The sequence below is a fragment of the Tessaracoccus sp. ZS01 genome (assembly GCF_022342445.1).
Taxonomy (GTDB): Bacteria; Actinomycetota; Actinomycetes; order Propionibacteriales; family Propionibacteriaceae; genus Arachnia.
The window spans coordinates 12076-28470 of sequence record NZ_PQFE01000025.1 but is presented as its reverse complement, the minus strand read 5'-3'; the positions used below and the strand labels follow the sequence as shown (position 1 = coordinate 28470).

General features: G+C 68.5%; 15 protein-coding genes and 1 pseudogene. 11 read left to right on the top strand and 5 right to left on the bottom strand.

Annotated elements, in window-relative coordinates; genetic code table 11:
• Positions 1 to 305: pseudogene (locus C3E87_RS14170) on the bottom strand (hypothetical protein); the annotation flags it as partial.
• Between the two features lie 97 nt (positions 306 to 402).
• Between C3E87_RS14170 and C3E87_RS14165 the strand changes: the two are divergent.
• The 5 genes from C3E87_RS14165 to C3E87_RS14145 are packed head-to-tail and all read left to right on the top strand — an operon-like array spanning position 403 to position 5003.
• Positions 403 to 1680, top strand: coding sequence for a DUF6350 family protein (locus C3E87_RS14165; protein ID WP_076064088.1), 1278 nt, complete (start codon positions 403 to 405; stop codon positions 1678 to 1680).
• A gap of 9 nt (positions 1681 to 1689) precedes the next feature.
• Positions 1690 to 2265: a phosphoribosylglycinamide formyltransferase gene (purN, locus tag C3E87_RS14160; protein ID WP_076064086.1), complete on the top strand. Its 576-nt coding sequence runs from the start codon at positions 1690 to 1692 to the stop codon at positions 2263 to 2265.
• Positions 2262 to 3815, top strand: coding sequence for a bifunctional phosphoribosylaminoimidazolecarboxamide formyltransferase/IMP cyclohydrolase (gene purH / locus C3E87_RS14155; protein WP_076064083.1), 1554 nt, complete (start codon positions 2262 to 2264; stop codon positions 3813 to 3815). Before purN ends, purH begins: the two co-directional genes overlap by 4 nt.
• A 14-nt stretch (positions 3816 to 3829) precedes the next feature.
• Positions 3830 to 4690 (top strand): bifunctional methylenetetrahydrofolate dehydrogenase/methenyltetrahydrofolate cyclohydrolase, encoded by an 861-nt coding sequence (locus C3E87_RS14150; protein ID WP_076064080.1) that lies wholly within the window; start codon positions 3830 to 3832, stop codon positions 4688 to 4690.
• Complete coding sequence (locus tag C3E87_RS14145; RefSeq protein WP_083665697.1) at positions 4674 to 5003, top strand: DUF3017 domain-containing protein; 330 nt, start codon at positions 4674 to 4676, stop codon at positions 5001 to 5003. Before C3E87_RS14150 ends, C3E87_RS14145 begins: the two co-directional genes overlap by 17 nt.
• Here C3E87_RS14145 and C3E87_RS14140 read toward each other — a convergent pair.
• Complete coding sequence (locus tag C3E87_RS14140) at positions 5000 to 6163, bottom strand: PrsW family intramembrane metalloprotease (protein WP_076064077.1); 1164 nt, start codon at positions 6161 to 6163, stop codon at positions 5000 to 5002. The two genes, C3E87_RS14145 and C3E87_RS14140, sit on opposite strands and share 4 nt — an antisense overlap.
• A gap of 94 nt (positions 6164 to 6257) precedes the next feature.
• Positions 6258 to 7184: a type IV toxin-antitoxin system AbiEi family antitoxin domain-containing protein gene (locus C3E87_RS14135; protein ID WP_076064074.1), complete on the bottom strand. Its 927-nt coding sequence runs from the start codon at positions 7182 to 7184 to the stop codon at positions 6258 to 6260.
• Between the two features lie 393 nt (positions 7185 to 7577).
• Between C3E87_RS14135 and C3E87_RS14130 the strand changes: the two genes are divergently transcribed.
• Both C3E87_RS14130 and C3E87_RS14125 read left to right on the top strand, forming a co-directional pair.
• Positions 7578 to 8240: a vitamin K epoxide reductase family protein gene (locus C3E87_RS14130; protein ID WP_233120825.1), complete on the top strand. Its 663-nt coding sequence runs from the start codon at positions 7578 to 7580 to the stop codon at positions 8238 to 8240.
• Between the two features lie 91 nt (positions 8241 to 8331).
• On the top strand, positions 8332 to 9321 hold the full coding sequence (locus C3E87_RS14125; RefSeq protein WP_076064072.1) for a malate dehydrogenase: 990 nt from the start codon (positions 8332 to 8334) through the stop codon (positions 9319 to 9321).
• Between the two features lie 66 nt (positions 9322 to 9387).
• On the opposite strand, the gene C3E87_RS14120 is transcribed toward C3E87_RS14125, so the two are convergent.
• Positions 9388 to 11013, bottom strand: coding sequence for a cation acetate symporter (locus tag C3E87_RS14120; protein WP_076064069.1), 1626 nt, complete (start codon positions 11011 to 11013; stop codon positions 9388 to 9390).
• A complete protein-coding gene (locus tag C3E87_RS14115; RefSeq protein ID WP_076064067.1) occupies positions 11010 to 11357 on the bottom strand; it encodes a DUF485 domain-containing protein in 348 nt (115 codons plus the stop codon). Before C3E87_RS14115 ends, C3E87_RS14120 begins: the two co-directional genes overlap by 4 nt.
• A 171-nt stretch (positions 11358 to 11528) precedes the next feature.
• Between C3E87_RS14115 and C3E87_RS14110 the strand changes: the two genes are divergently transcribed.
• The 4 genes from C3E87_RS14110 (at position 11529) to C3E87_RS14095 (ending at position 16257) form a co-directional block, all read left to right on the top strand.
• The gene (locus C3E87_RS14110; protein ID WP_198928327.1) at positions 11529 to 12377 is read left to right on the top strand and encodes a formyltetrahydrofolate deformylase; all 849 of its coding nucleotides are present in this window, start codon (positions 11529 to 11531) and stop codon (positions 12375 to 12377) included.
• 12 nt (positions 12378 to 12389) lie between these two features.
• Positions 12390 to 13745: a hemolysin family protein gene (locus C3E87_RS14105; RefSeq protein ID WP_233120824.1), complete on the top strand. Its 1356-nt coding sequence runs from the start codon at positions 12390 to 12392 to the stop codon at positions 13743 to 13745.
• On the top strand, positions 13738 to 14949 hold the full coding sequence (locus tag C3E87_RS14100; protein WP_076064061.1) for a phosphotransferase: 1212 nt from the start codon (positions 13738 to 13740) through the stop codon (positions 14947 to 14949). The genes C3E87_RS14105 and C3E87_RS14100 overlap by 8 nt, the downstream gene beginning before the upstream one ends.
• Before the next feature lie 117 nt (positions 14950 to 15066).
• The gene (locus C3E87_RS14095) at positions 15067 to 16257 is read left to right on the top strand and encodes a BMP family protein (RefSeq protein ID WP_158069095.1); all 1191 of its coding nucleotides are present in this window, start codon (positions 15067 to 15069) and stop codon (positions 16255 to 16257) included.
• Positions 16258 to 16395 lie beyond the last annotated feature (138 nt).

Sequence of the window (16395 nt, the reverse complement as noted above, 5' to 3'; positions counted from 1 at the left end):
CTGCCGGGGCGGGCGAAGGGGCTGTCCCCTTGGCCCTTGGCCGGCGGGGCCGGCGGGGCCGGCGCGGTGGGCTCGACGGGCTCGACCGGTTCACTGGCCTCGGTGGGTGCAACCGGTTCAACCGGTTCACCAGGTTCGACCGGGTCGTCGCCCAGCCCGGCGGCGGGCGTCGATTCTTCTGCGGCTGCCGCGCCGCGTCGGGGCCGGGCCGCGTCGTCTGCTGCGGTATCGTCCGGAACCAATGGCGCCTGAAGTTCCTCGTCGGGCTGCAAGGCCCGGCGGGCACGGAAGGTCTCGTCAGACACAGGGGCTCACCTCCTCCGGAGCGCTGATTGGCCGAGTTACGTTGGGCCAGACTACCGGGGTGGCTGAAGGCCGCGCGAGAACCTCAACGGAAGGGTGATGGTGGACGGGTTCCAACACCGCACTGTGGCGGTCGACGTCGATCCGACGCCGACCCCCGAGCCGCGGCACTGGCCGTGGTCCTGGTACCTGCCTGCCATCGTCGGCCCGCTGGCGGTGCTGTTGGCCGGGTGGCTCCTCATCTCCGGCTTCGGTGTGGTGGCGTGGCTCACCTCTCCCGACGCCCAGCTCACCCCGGCGCTCCGGATCGCGGCCGAGATGCTCGTCCTCGCCCACGGCGCGCCCGTGCAGATCGCGGACCAGGCTGTCTCGATCGCCCCGCTCGGGTTGACGCTCCTGCTCCTCTTCCTCGCGTTGCCGATGGCCTCCCACTCGGCCAAACAGGCCGCGGCCCAGGGTGCTCAGAAAGACGACACCGGTGGCCTCTGGGTCGACGGCGAACGCCTCGTCGCCAAGGTGGCCGGCACCTTCGCGCTCACGTACGGAGCAGCCGTGGTGGTCCTGGCCGCCACGCTGGAGGTCGCCTCCTGGCGTGCGGTGGTCGGCGGGCTGGTCGTGGGCGGCGTGGCCGGATTCTGGGGAGCAGCCCGCGGCATCGGCTACTCCCCGACGGAGACCTGGCCCGTCTGGCTCCGTTCGGTCCCCAGGGCCATGGGGGCCGCCATCCTCGCGGTGCTCGTGGGAGCCGTCGTCGTGACTGGCCTGGCCGTCTATTCGGGGTGGGACCGGATGGGCGGCATCGTCGATGCTCTCGACGGCGGCACGAGCGGGTTGGTCCTGCTGGTGGTGCTGCACCTCCTCTACCTGCCCAACATCGTGCTGGCGGGCGCCTCCTGGCTCCTCGGCGCGGGCCTCACGCTGGGCGACGGCTCCGTGGTGACGATGACGGTCACCGACGTCGGGCTGCTGCCGGCCATCCCCATCTTCGGCGCCGTGCCCGCAAGCGGGACCGCGCCCACGTCGCACCTGTGGTGGCTCGCCGTCGGCGTTATTGCGGGCGCCGTCGCGGCCCTGGTTGTCGCCTTCGCCCGGCCGCGCGCCCGCTTCGACGAGACCGCGCTGGTGGGAGGGCTCTCCGGAGTGGCCGCAGGGGTGCTCATCGCCACCGCGTGCAGCATGGGCTCCGGAGCCCTGGGTGACGACCGCCTCAGCCACGTCGGTGCCCGGATGCCCGAGCTGCTGGTCTTCGCGCCCACCATCCTGGGACTGTCCGGAGTGGTGGCCGGCCTCGTCGTCGGCCTCGTCCGGCGCCGGCCGCACGCAGAAAAGCCGGCCGACAAGACGTCCGACGAGACACCCGGCGAGCCCACGGCGTAGGGTGTGCGGGTGACCACCCGTGTTGTCGTTCTGCTGTCCGGCTCGGGCACCCTGTGCCAGGCGCTGCTGGACGCCATCGACGCAGGCGGGGTCGACGCCCGGGTCGTGGCGGTCGTTTCGGACCAACCCTCAGCCCTCGGGCTGGAGCGGGCACGCGCCGCAGGCATCCCCGCCGTCGCCCATCCGCTGGCCAAGGGCGGCGACCGCGCCGCCTGGGACGCCGAGCTGACGAGGGTCGTCTCCGGGTTCGAACCGGACCTGGTCGCCTCCGCCGGTTTCATGAAACTGCTGGGGCCCGAGTTCCTCGCGCGCTTCGGTGGCCGCACCATCAACACCCACCCGGCACTGCTGCCGAGCTTCCCCGGGATGCACGGTCCGCGCGATGCGCTCGCCGCCGGTGTCAAAGTGGCGGGGGCCACCGTATTCCTCGTCGATGCCGGTGTCGACACCGGTAGGATCCTGCTGCAGGGGGCCGTCGACGTTCTGGACGACGACGACGTCGAGTCCCTGCATGAACGCATCAAGACGGTGGAACGCCGCCTATTGATCCGAGCCGTCTCCGAGTGGAAGAAGGAACACCCGTGACCGAGCTGACCCCGCTGCGCCGAGCCCTCGTCTCGGTATACGACAAGTCAGGCCTGATCGAACTCGGCCGTGACCTTGCGGCCGCAGGCATCGAGATCGTGTCCACCGGATCCACGGCCGCCAAACTGGCCGCCGCCGGCATCGACGTCACCGGCGTGGAAGAGGTCACCGGCTTCCCCGAGTGCCTCGACGGCCGCGTCAAGACGCTCCACCCGCACGTGCACGCCGGCATCCTCGCGGACCGTCGCCTCTCCACGCACCGCGAACAGCTCGACGACCTGGGCATCGCCCCCTTCGACCTCGTCATCACGAACCTCTACCCGTTCGCCGCCACGGTCGCCTCCGGCGCCTCCCAGGATGAGTGCATCGAGCAGATCGACATCGGCGGGCCCACCATGGTGCGCGCGGCCGCCAAGAACCACGCCTCCGTCGCCATCATCACCTCCGCGGAGCAGTACCACATGCTGCGCGCCGCCATCGCGGCCGGCGGCTTCACGCTGGCGCAGCGCAAGGAACTCGCCGCCGCCGCGTTCGTGCACACCGCCAGCTACGACGTCGCAGTCGCCTCCTGGATGTGCGGCGACCTCGGGCAGTCCGACGGCGGGTTCCCCTCCTGGTACGGCGCCACATGGCACAAGGTCGCGGATCTGCGCTACGGCGAGAACTCGCACCAGAAGGCGGCCGTCTACCGCAACAGCAACGGCACCGCCGGCCTGGCCGACGCCACTCAGCTCCACGGCAAGGAGATGAGCTACAACAACTACGTCGACGCCGACGCCGCCCGCCGCGCCGCCTACGACTTCGAAGAGCCCGCCGTCGCCATCATCAAGCACGCCAACCCCTGCGGCATCGCCACCGGCAGCAACATCGCGGACGCCCACCGCAAGGCCCACGCCTGCGACCCGGTCTCCGCGTTCGGCGGCGTGATCGCCGCGAACCGTCTGGTGTCGGTGGAGATGGCGCAGCAGGTCGCGGAAATATTCACCGAGGTCATCGTCGCACCCGGGTACGAGGAGGGCGCCGTCGAGGTGCTGTCCGGCAAGAAGAACCTGCGCATCCTGATCGCCGAAGGCTCCACCAATGAGGGCATGGCCATCCGCGAGATCGACGGCGGGCTGCTCGTGCAGCAGGCTGACGCGATCGATGCTGACGGTGACGACCCCGCCAACTGGACGCTCGCCGCGGGCGAGGCGGCCGACGAGGCCACCCTCGCGGACCTGCTGTTCGCGTGGCGCGCCGTGCGCGCCGTCAAGTCCAACGCCATCCTGCTCGCCAGCGACGGCGCCTCCGTCGGCGTCGGCATGGGGCAGGTCAACCGCGTGGATTCCTGCCACCTCGCGGTGGACCGCGCCGGTGACCGGGCGCGCGGTTCGGTTGCGGCCTCGGACGCGTTCTTCCCGTTCGCCGACGGCCCCCAGGTGCTGCTCGATGCCGGAATCCGCGCCATCATCCAGCCCGGCGGCTCGGTGCGTGACCAGGAGGTCATCGACGCGGTGACCGCGGCCGGCGTCACGATGTACTTCACCGGTACCCGCCACTTCTTCCACTGACGGAGGCTCACCCCATGACCGCAGTCAAGCTCGACGGCAAGGCCACGGCCGCCGCGATCAAAGCCGAACTCAAGGTCCGCGTGGCGGCGCTGCGCGAGCAGGGCGTGGTTCCCGGCCTGGCCACTGTGCTCGTGGGCGCAGACCCCGCCAGCCAGAGCTACGTGCGGATGAAGCACCGCGACTGCGACGAGGTGGGCATCGCCTCCATCCGGGTGGAACTGCCTGAGGACGCCACGGCTGAGCAGCTCCGCGAGGCCATCGAGGGGCTCAACAACGACCCGGCCTGCACCGGCTACATCGTGCAGCTGCCCATCCCGAAGCACCTCGACGAGAACTGGGCGCTGTCGCTGATCGACCCTGACAAGGACGCGGACGGCCTCCACCCCATCAACCTCGGCCGCCTTGTGCTGAACGAGCCGGCGACCCTGCCCTGCACCCCGCGCGGCATCGTCGAACTGCTGCGCCGCCACGGCGTCGAGATCAAGGGTGCCGAGGTCTGCGTGGTGGGCCGCGGCATCACCGTCGGCCGCCCGCTGGGCCTCATCCTGACCCGCCGCAGCGAGAACGCCACCGTGACCCTCTGCCACACCGGCACCCGGGACCTGGCGGCCCACACACGGCTCGCCGACATCGTGGTGGCTGCTGCGGGAGTGCCGGGCATGATCACGGCCGACATGATCCGCGAGGGTGCCGCGCTGGTGGACGTGGGCGTCAGCCGCGTCGATGGCAAGACGGTCGGCGACTTCGCCCCCGACGTGTGGGACAAGGCCGGCTTCGTCACGCCGAACCCTGGCGGCGTCGGGCCGATGACCCGCGCCATGTTGCTCAGCAACGTCGTGGACCGCGCGGAGCAACTGAATGATCTTCGGCGATAGGCTCGAAGGCCGGCTGAAACGACGGGCCAGGGACCGGCCCGCAGATTCCTACCCCGACAGCCCGTGGGCCCTGTCGCTGACGGTGGCCGTGCTGGGCGTGGGCGTCGTGTTCGCCGCGCTGGGCCGGTGGCGGCTGGCATCCCTGGTCATCGGCGCGGCGCTGCTGTTCGGCGCCGGGCTGCGTCTCATCCTCCCGCGCATGGTGGCGGGCCTGTTGGTGGTGCGCCGACGCTGGATCGACGTGAGCGTGTTGGCCGTGCTCGGCGCCGCCGTCGTGGCCCTCGCTTTCATCGTGCCGCCGTCTGCCCCCTAACTCCTGGGGCGGGCGCCCCACAGCTCGCCGGGCCTGCCCTGGACGGGCGCCCAGCCGCCTCCGCCGCTGAGGATGCGGTGCACCTCCGGCCGCTGATGGAACACCAGTTCGACCAGTTCACGGTGGACCGCCAACCACGCCTGCGGCGGCGGCCCTTCCTGGAGCGTCTCGAGCCTCCCGCGAAGCAGGGCGAGTTCCGTGACGTTCTGGATGAAGTCCTTCAGCAGCCGCTTCTCCCGCCCAGCTGCGGCCACCATGCGACGGCGGGCGCCGAGGTCGTCGAGCCATCCCGCCTCCAGCGGCGTGATCCAGCCGAAGTGCACGAGCGCGGGGAGTTGGCGCACGACGGTGGCGCGCTCCCGTTGCCTGGCCACCATGCCGACGATCAGCAGGCCGACGAAGACCAGCAGCTCGATGCCCGCAGCGATCAGGAGGCCGCGCATGCCGAGGAGGTCCATGGAGGAGTTGTGCATGGCGTGCAGCGCGACGGCCAGGCACCACGCGAGGAACGGCCAGCCCACCCGCATGAGACCCCGGGCGTTGACGCCGGCCCAGATGCCGATCGAGACGATGATGGTCAGCATGGGATGCAGGTAGGCCACCAGGAGGAGCCTGATCAGGATGACCTCCACGGAGTCGTCCATGGTCTCGGGCCTGAGCGCGTAGGTGATGTGTTCGATCCACGAGAAGCCGAGCCCAACCATGGCGCCGTACACGATGGCGTCGGTGAGGCTGTTGAACTCGGCGCGCCCCCGTCGTGTGCTGAGCAGGACGATCACGAGGAAGAGGCCCTTGGTGGACTCCTCGATGAGCGGGGCGGACACCATGACGGCCGCATTCTCGGACTGGAGCGAATAGGCCACGACCGTGTTCACGATGCCGCTGACCAGGGCGGAGACGCCGGCTCCCCACACGAAGGCGCCGATGATGAAGAGCGGCGGCTCGGGCTCCCATTTGTCGAGCCAGCGCACGAAGGCCACCCCGAGGGCCAGCACGAGGGTGAACGCGAATACCGCGACGACCGACTGGGTGGCCGGCCGGTCGAGGAAGACGAGCAGGCCCAGCAGGGTGCCGGCGCCGCCGACGACGAGGAAGAGCAGCGGTAGCACGACCGCCTGCTTCTTGTGCCGCGCCGCCTGTTGATAGGTGGGGTAGCTCATGGACCCACCGTATTGCCTGTGCGTGCCGTGGCGCCCGTGCGCTGTGGCCGCACCCGACCAGAATGAAGTTGTGCAGCGGACTTCCTGCACAACTTCACTCTGCTTGGCCGTCGGGACAGCCTCGGCAGGGCGTCATCATGCCGGACCAACCGCGAGAGACGAGCAGTTGCGCGACGGCACGCGCCACCTTGCACGGGTGGTTGACGATGTCGTTCCATCCGAACCGCAGCGTGACGTAGCCACGTATGGAGTTCTTGTTGTCGCGCTCGAAGTCGCGGAAGACGCCGTCTCCGGAGTGGCCGAGCCGTCCGTCGAGTTCAATGACGACGGCGACCTCGACGTAGGCCACGTCGCTGTAGCGGCTGGGCTGCAGACTCACCTGGCGCACGCCGTCGGGCAAACCGTGGCGCTGCTCGACATCTCGGAAGTAGCGGCGCTCCAGTGCGCTGTGCACACCGCCGGCGATGTCTCCCAGCGCCTCGATGATCAGCGCCCTGTGCCGCACATTGGGAGTCGCCAGCGCGGCGTCGAGCAGCCGGCGTGGCGTGGTCCGTCGCGAGGTCACCGCTCGGGCGAGTTGGCTGAACAGCGCCTCGGGCTCGGCGTCGGCGCACATGCGCAGGGCCGTCTGCTCGATCCTCGCTACCGGTGGCTCTCCGCTGGCCTCGATCCCCGGCATCCTGTGAAAGCGCCATGAGCCCCGGTTGATCCGTTGGTGCGGGGTGAGCACGTCGATGGTCGACGGCGGGGCGCACATCCCGAGCTTGTGACCTGCCGCCTCGAACCCCAGCGCAGCGTCCGGCCCGCCGAGCAGCACGCCGCCCCACGCGAGGCCGTCCCACGGCGGGTCGGGGGAGAGGGAATAGAGCCCCCGGGCGAGGGACCACCAGACATGGTCGTCCAGGAAGCGCTGCGTGACGGCGCGGGTGATGCCGGCTGCGGCGGCCTGTTTCGTCGTGAAGACACCGCCCTGCGTGCGAGCGGTGGCGATGAGGTGGGCAGGCATGACGATCTTGTTCATGCCCACCACTTATGTTCAGCAGACAGTCCCGCTTCCCATGCCGTCGCACATCTGTGCACAACCCAGGCCGACGGTGCGTCAAGCGTTGTTGAGTTGTGCAGCGGAGTTGGTGCACAACTTCACCCTGCCGGGCCGGGGGCCCCGACGGCGGGTCAAGCGTCGTTGAGTTGTGCAGCGGAGTTGGTGCACAACTTCACTCTGCCGGGCCGGGGGCCCCGACGGCGGGTCGGGCGTTGTTGAGTTGTGCAGCGGAGTTGGTGCACAACTTCACTCTGCCGGGGCGGGGCGGCCGGCCGGCCCGCGGGTCGACGCCGGGCTCGGCGTCGTTCACCACTTCGCCCTCCTCACGCAGGCCGCGAACCCCGGCTTGCGTCGCGCAGTTACGATGTACGCGTGCAAGAGACCATGACCTCGTCGTCGGAGATCCTCGACCCCGCCAACCCGGGCGGCGACCCGCGACCGGTACCGAGCAAGCGCCAGCGCTACATCCTCTTCGGCGAGATGCTCGCCTTCGCCATCGTCAGTCTCATCGCGTCCTGGGTGCTGAGCTACGACGCCATCCTGCTGGCCGCCAATCCCGACGCGGAGCTGGCCTGTTCCATCAACGAGGTCTTCGACTGCGCGAAGGTGGGTGCCACCTGGCAGGCCAACATCTTCGGCTTCCCCAACGCCTTCCTGGGCATGATCGCCGAACCCGTCGTCATGACGATCGCCGTCGCATCGCTGTTCGGCGTGCGGTTCCCGCGCTGGTTCATGTTCACCGCCAACGCGGTCTACTTCCTCGGCGTCGTCTTCGCCTACTGGCTCCTCTACCAGTCGTCCTTCGAGATCGGCGCGCTGTGCCCCTGGTGCCTCACGGTCACCGTCGCCACGACGTTCGTGTTCTGGTCCATGACCGCCTGGAACATCCAGGAACGCAACCACTACTTCTCCGACAAGACCGCGGAGAAGCTCGAGCGCTTCCACCGCAACGGATGGCTGACCATCTCGTTCATGGCGTGGCTCGCGCTCATCGTGGTCATCGAAATCCTGAAGTTCGCCCCCAAATTCATCTGAGCCCCGCTCAACTGAGCCCGTGCGCACCGGCCTCCGACGGGGCGGTAGAGTCTCCCTGGTAGGACCTACCGTTCCAAGAGAGGAATGAGAAGTGAGCACTGCAGCTCCCGTCAAGATCGCCGTCACCGGCGCCGCTGGTCAGATTTGTTACAGCCTCCTGTTTCGCATCGCGAGCGGCTCGCTGCTGGGGGACACCCCCATCGAGCTGCGCCTGCTTGAAATCACCCCGGCGCTGAAGGCGCTCGAAGGCGTCGTCATGGAACTCGACGACTGCGCCTTCGGCAACGTGGTCAACATCGAGATCGGCGACGACCCCGCCAAGGTGTTCGACGGCGTCAACCTGGCCATGCTGGTCGGTGCAATGCCGCGCAAGGCCGGCATGGAGCGAGGCGACCTGCTGTCCGCCAACGGCGCCATCTTCACCGCGCAGGGCAAGGCCCTCAACGACGTAGCGGCCGACGACGTCAAGGTGCTCGTCACGGGCAACCCCGCCAACACCAACGCGCTCATCGCCATGAAGAACGCTCCCGACATCCCGGCCGAGCAGTTCAACGCGCTGACCCGCCTCGACCACAACCGCGCCCTGTCGCAGCTGGCCGCCAAGCTGGGCGTGCCGGTCACCGAGATCACGAACATGACCATCTGGGGCAACCACTCGGCCACCCAGTACCCGGACATCTTCAACGCCAAGGTCAACGGCCAGAGCGCCGCTGAACTGGTCAACGACCAGGCCTGGCTGGAGAGCACCTTCATCCCGACGGTCGCCAAGCGCGGCGCGGCCATCATCGAGGCCCGCGGCCTGTCGTCGGCAGCCTCGGCCGCCAACGCCACTGTCGAGCACATGCGCGACTGGGTGCTGGGCACCCCGGACGGCGACTGGGTGTCCATGGCCGTGCCGTCCGACGGTTCCTACGGCGTGCCCGAGGGCATCATCTCGTCGTTCCCGTGCACCGTGAAGGACGGCAGGTACGAGATCGTCCAGGGCCTCGAGATCAACGAGTTCTCCCGCGCCAAGATCGACGCCTCGGTCGCCGAACTCGTGGACGAGCGCGAGGCCGTCACGGCGCTCGGCCTCATCTGATCTGACCAACAACACACCGGCCCGCCCCCGATTCGGGGGCGGGCCGGAGTGCGTTCAGCCTGTCGGTCAGTGGTCCAGCGCCCCTGCCGCGCCGGCACCGGTCATGGAGCGGACCTCCATCTCGGCGGCCTGATCAGCGAACTGGTTGTGGTCCGGCTTCAGGACGGAGCCCAACCAACCGAGGAAGAAGCCAGCCGGCACCGAGAAGATGGCGGGCGAATCCCACGGGAACCAGGAGAAGTCGACGGTGGGGAACATCGATCCGGGGCTGCCGGACACCGCGGGGGAGAAGGCGATCAGCACGATGGCGGTCGCCAGACCACCGCTGATGGACCACACCGCGCCGGCCGTCGAGAACTTCTTCCAGTACAGCGAGTACAGGATGGACGGCAGGTTCGCCGAGGCGGCGATGGCGAACGCCAGCGACACCAGGAAGGCGACGTTCTGCTCCTTTGCGAGGATGCCGCCCAACACGGCGACCGCCCCGATGATCACCGACGTCCAGCGGGCCACCCTGACCTCCTTGGCCGGGTCCGCCTTGCCGTCCTTGAGCACGTTGTTGTAGATGTCATGCGCGAACGACGCGGAGGCGGTGATGGCCAGGCCCGCCACGACGGCGAGGATGGTCGCGAACGCGACACCCGCGATGACCGCCATCAGGACGGCACCGCCCAGGTGGTAGGCGAGCGCCGGGGCAGCAGCGTTGGCGCCGCCGGGCATGCCGCGGATGGCCTCGGGGCCGACCAGCCATGCGGCGCCGTAGCCGAGCACCATCGTGAACAGGTAGAACGCACCGATGAGGCCGATGGCCCAGGTCACGGAGCGACGCGCCTCCTTGGCGGTGGGCACCGTGTAGAAGCGCATCAGCACGTGGGGGAGGCCGGAGGCGCCCAGCACCAGCGCCATGCCCATCGAGATCAGGCCGATCGGATCGGTGTAGCGCTCCATGGGGGCGAGGAGGTCGAAGGTGGGCAGTTCGGGGTTGGCCGCGGCATCGGTCGCGGTCTTGTCGATCGCCGCACCGATGAGGGCCGACATGTTGAAGCCCTTGAACGCCAGCACCCAGATGGTCATGATCAGCGCGCCCGTGATGAGCAGCACGGCCTTGATCATCTGCACCCACGTGGTGCCCTTCATGCCGCCGATGAGCACGTAGCCCACCATCAGTGCGCCCACGATGCCGATGACCAGGTTCTGGCCCCAGCCGGAACTGATGCCCAGCAGCAGCGACACCAGCGCACCTGCGCCGGCCATCTGGGCCAGCAGGTAGAAGAAGGAGATGACGAGCGTCGACGTGGCAGCGGCGGTGCGGACAGGCTTCTGACGCATGCGGAAGCTCAGCACGTCGGCCATCGTGTACTTGCCGGTGTTGCGCAGGGGTTCGGCCACCAGCAGCAGCGCGACCAGCCAGGCGACGAGGAAGCCGACCGAGTAGAGGAGGCCGTCGTAGCCGTAGAGCGCCACGGCGCCGACGATGCCGAGGAACGACGCGGCGGAGAGGTAGTCGCCCGCGATCGCGAAGCCGTTCTGGCGGCCGTCGAACTGGGCGCCGCCGGTGTAGAAGTCGCTGGCGCGCTTCTTGCCGCCCTGGCTCACGCGGATCACCACGAACATGGTGATGACGACGAACCCGGCGAAGATGCCGATGTTGATCAGCGGGTTGCCCAGCAACTGGGTTTCGAGGATGGTCATCGTGAGTGGCCCTCCAGTTCAGTGCGCAGTTCGCCTGCGATGGGGTCGACCTTGCGGGTCATGTAACGGATGTACAGCCAGGTGATCAGGAAGGTGCTGATGAACTGGCCGATGCCGAACAGGAAGCCCACCGAGACGTTGCCGAACACCGGCGTCATCATCAGGTCCTTCGCGAAGATCGAGCTCAGGACGTAGGCGAGGTACCAGACGAGGAACACCACCGTCATGGGGAAGGCGAACGAGCGGAACACCTTCTTGAGGTGTTGGAAGTTCTCCGACTGCTGGACCCGGTGGAACTCCTCTGGGGGAATGATGCCCCGGTGGGGCGATGTGACGTCATCCATGACGGATTCTCCTCAGGCGTGGCGCATCGTTGCGCGCCTGCATGCTAGCAATCGGGCAGTTCGTTTGCGCGAATCTGTGATTTATCCCATCACCCGGAGCGGTTTTGTCCAGGGGGCAGCACCGGGCATGGGTGACCTCGCCCGCGGGGCACCGCACCGCATACCGCTAGGCTGAGCGCCATGCATCAGCTCGTCGTCACTCTCGACTGCCCTGATCGCCCCGGCATCGTCCACGCGATCACCGGAGGCATCGTCCAGGCAGGCGGGAACATCACAGAACTCCAGCAGTTCTCCTCCCCGGACACCGGCCGGTTCTTCACCCGCATCCACGTCGAGGACGCAGATCCCGAGGCGCTGCACACCTCCATCGACACGGCCACCCAGGGGTTCGAAGCACGGCTGCAGGTGGACGACGCGACGCGTCCGGTGCGGACCCTGCTGCTCGCCTCCAAGGCCGGTCACGCGCTCAATGACCTGTTGTTCCGGTGGAAGGGCGGCGACCTGCCCATCGACGTCGTGGGCATCATGGCGAACCACGCCGTCCTCGCGCCCATGGCCGCGTTCTACGACGTGCCCTTCAAGCACCGCTTCGTCACCCCCGAGACCAAGCCGGCCTTCGAGGCCGAGATCCGCAGGGTCGTCGAGGAGGAGGATGTGGAGCTGGTGGTGCTCGCGCGTTACATGCAGATCCTCAGCCCGGAGCTGTGCGAGTTCCTCGCCGGCCGGGCCATCAACATCCACCACTCGTTCCTGCCCGGCTTCAAGGGCGCCAACCCCTACCGCCAGGCACACACCCGCGGCGTCAAGCTCATCGGTGCCACCGCCCACTTCGTCACCGGCGACCTCGACGAGGGCCCCATCATCGAGCAGAACGTCGTCCGCGTCGACCACACGATGGACGTGGCCAAGCTGGTCCGCAAGGGTCAGGCCCAGGAGTCGCAGACGCTGGCCGAGGCCGTGCGCCTGTTCGCTGAGCACCGTGTACTGACCGACGGTGACCGCACGGTCATCTTCCGCTGACCAGGCCTCCTGTTGCTAGGAGAGATCGCCCTCATCGGGCTGTTCATCATCATCGGCGGGGTCTTTGCGGCCGCCGAGATGGCTCTGGTCACCCTGCGGGAGTCACAGATCCGGCGCCTCTCGCTGAAGGGCAGCCGCGGTCACGCCGTCGAGCGGCTCACCAGCAACCCCAACCTCTTCCTATCCGCCGTGCAGATCGGTGTGACCATCTCCGGCATGCTCTCGGCCGCCTTCGGTGGCGCCACCATCGGCGCCCGCCTCGTCCCGGTCCTGGTGGGATGGGGGATGGCGGAGAATGTTGCCGCACCGCTGTCGCTGGTGCTCACCACCGTGGTGATCGCGTACTTCTCCATCGTGGTGGGCGAGCTCACCGCCAAGCGCCTCGCCATGCAGCGCCCGGAGACGTTCTCGCTGGCGCTGGCGCCGCTGGTCTCCGGCATCGCGACGCTGGCCCGGCCGCTCATCTGGATGCTCGACATCAGCACCAACTTCCTGGTGCGGGTCCTAGGCGGCGACCCCACGCAGTCGAAGGATGCCGTCACCGACGAGGAGCTGAGGGCCATGGTCATCAGCTCCACCACTCTCGGGGTGGAGGAACGCAGCATCGTCGACGAACTCTTCGACGCCGGCGAGCTCAGCCTCCGCGAGGTGATGGTGCCGCGCACCGAGGTGGACTTCCTGCCGGCCGACATGCCCATCTCGCTGGCCTACCGGGAGGTGCGCGGCGCCCCCCATTCCCGCTACCCGGTCACCGACGGTTCCTCTGACCGCATCGTCGGCTTCATCCACGTGCGCGACCTCATGGACGTGGAGGGCGCCGCCCGCTCCGGCGACGTCCGCTCGCTGGCCCGTGACGTGCTCTTCCTGCCCGAGACCGTCAAGATCCTCACCGCCATGACTGCGATGCGCAGCCGAGGCGCCCACCTCGCCATCGTGCGCGACGAGTACGGCGGCACGGCGGGCATCGTGACGCTGGAGGACCTGTTCGAGGAACTCATCGGCGACATCACCGACGAGTACGACCTGGCCGACGGCGATGCGGCGCGCGAGGTCAATGAGGTCGACGGGCTGACCACCATCGAAGAGTTCGCCGAGCTGACGGGCCACGTCATCCCAGAGGGCCCCTACGACACCGTCGCCGGCTACTACATGTCCGTGGTGGGGAAGCTGCCGGTGCCGGGCGGCCTGATCAACGTCATGCTGGAACCCGTGCGGAACTCCGCCGGGGCGCGCGCCGCCTGGTACACGCTCGAGGTCCGCGAGCTGGACGGCCGACGCGCCGCGTGGTTCACGTTGCGCCGCGAGGTGGCTGCGGAGCCACAGCAGGAGAGCTCGGCGCCGCACCAGGAGGGGGACCCGGATGCCTGACGACGGCATGGGGCTGCTCACCGGGCCCCGCGTCGAGCCGCTGCTGCGGGCCGCCGTCGAGCACCAGGGCGGCAGCCTGGTGAGCTGGTCGCTCGACCACGTCGACGCCGCGCCGGAGCATTCCACCACCGCCACCTACCTGGCGCAGATCCGCTGGCCCCACGGTGAACGCACAGAACTGCTCGGGGTGAGCGCCCGCACCGGCGAGCTGTCCGCCTCTGATGCGCGCGCGGAGATCTTCGACGACGGCAACCGCCGGGTCGCCGTGTGGCTCTACCCCAACGACCCGGACCTGCTCGGGCTACCAACGGCGGCCTTCCCGGAGAAGATGGCAGGGGCGCTCAACGCCGGGGGAGTGCTGGCGCGTCCGGTGACGGGCGGCCAGCTGTCGCTGGTGATGATCGGCTACCGCCCCCGTCGACGCGCGGTGGTGAAGGTGGTCGTGAACGACCCGCACGAGGTCTTCTACGTCAAGGTGTTGCGCGAGAGACTGTTCGCGGACGTGCTGGCCAAGCACACGATGCTCCGCGATGCCGGCATCCCCGCGCCTGAAGTGGCACTCGCCACCCCTGACCACCTCCTCGTGACCCGCGAACTGCCGGGCATGGCGCTGGCCAGGGCGCTGTTCGAACCCGGCGACCCCTGCACCGCGGAGGACCTCGTCGGGATCCTCGACGCGATGCCGCCCGCCGTCGCCCGTTTGGAGCGTCGCGCCCCCTGGGCCGAGGCCGTCGGCCACTATTCGCGGATGGTGTCGGCCACGCTGCCCGACGCGGCCGACGAACTGGCGTGGATGACCGACGTGATCACCAGGCGGCTCGCCGTCTTCCCGCCCGGCGACGAGGCCACCCACGGCGACTTCCACGAGGGTCAGCTGCGCGTCTCGGAGGGCCGGATCGTCGGCATGCTCGACGTCGACACCATCGGCCCCGGCAGACGCGCCGACGACCTGGCGTGCCTCATCGGGCACCTTTCCACCATCCAACGGATGAACCCGGAACAGGAGGCCAAGGTACGCGACCTGTTGGCGCGCTGGGTGCCCGTGTTCGACCGACGTGTGGACCCCGTCGAACTGAGGCTGCGGGCCGCGGCTGTGATCATCTCCCTGGCGACGGGTCCGTACCGCAGCCAGGAGGTGGACTGGCGGCAGCAGACGCTGCAGATGATCCGCTCCGCGGCCGCTCTGGTGCGTCAGGTGGTGTGATCGCTCCCGCGATTGTTGCGTATCTATAACGATCAACTGCGGCGCAACAAAAGTCCCAGCCAAGCGGCGGTATTGTCGGGTTGCCCCACTGAAACTGGACCAACAAGGAGGATCTTCGTGAAGAAGTCCCTGCTCAGCCTCGTTTCGGTCGCCGCGGCCAGCGCCCTCGCGCTGGCCGGTTGCGCCGAACCGCCCGCCACCACCGAACCCGGCACGGAAACTTCCGCAGCCGTTGAGACCAGCGCCCAGGAAAGCCCTGGCACGGAAGAGAGCCCCTCGACGGAGCCCTCGACCGACGCTTCCGCCTCGGCCAGCGCGTCCGGCAGCGTGGATGCCGCTGACTTCACCGCCTGCATGGTCTCCGACGCCGGTGGCTTCGATGACAAGTCCTTCAACGAGACGGCCTACAACGGCCTCATGCGCGCCAAGGATGAACTCGGCATCGCCACCAACCAGATCGAGTCCAACGCCGAAGCCGAGTACGCCGGCAACGTCCAGGCCATGATCGACGCCAACTGCAACATCATCGTCACGGTCGGCTTCGCTCTCGCCAACGCCACTGAGGCCGCCGCCAAGCAGAACCCCGAGACCAACTTCGCGATCGTCGACTTCGGCTCGTTCGAAGGCGTCGACAACGCCAAGGGCCTGCTGTTCAACGCTGCAGAGCCCGCGTTCATGGCCGGCTACCTCGCCGCGGGCATGAGCCAGACCGGCACCGTCGGCACCTTCGGTGGCGCCAACTACCCCACCGTTTCCATCTTCATGGACGGTTTCCACGAGGGCGTCAACCACTACAACGAGGCCAAGGGTGCTTCCGTCAAGGTCATCGGTTGGGACGAGGCCAAGCAGGACGGCCAGTTCATCGGCGGCAACAACCCGTTCGGTGACATCCCCGGTGGCAAGAACACCGCCAACACCCTGATCGCTCAGGGCGCTGACGTGCTCCTCCCCGTGGCCGGCCCCGCCGGTATCGGCGCTCTCCAGGCCGCCCAGGAATCCGGTGGCAAGGTCAACGCCATCTGGGTCGACACCGACGGCTACGAGTCCGCTCCCGAGTACGGTGCGCAGATCATGACGTCCGTCGAGAAGGGCATGGACGTTGCCGTGTTCGAGGCCATCAAGGCGGCCCTCGAAGGCAACTTCTCCTCCGAGCCGTACGTCGGCACCTTGGAGAACGGCGGCGTTCTGCTGTCCGATTACCACGACTTCGACAGCAAGATCCCGGAGGAACTCAAGGCCGAGGTCGAGCAGGTCAAGGAAGACATCATTGCCGGCACCATCGAAATCACGTCGCCCAGCCAGCCCTGAGCTTCGCTGAGTTGACCCAGGGGAGGGGCGCAACGGCGCGTCCCTCCCCTTCTCTTCGCACCATCCCACAGGGTTTCGGCGCCGCCCTCAGGCCGCGCCGTCGTCGACCCGCTACGCTACGAACCACGCCGCACCAGG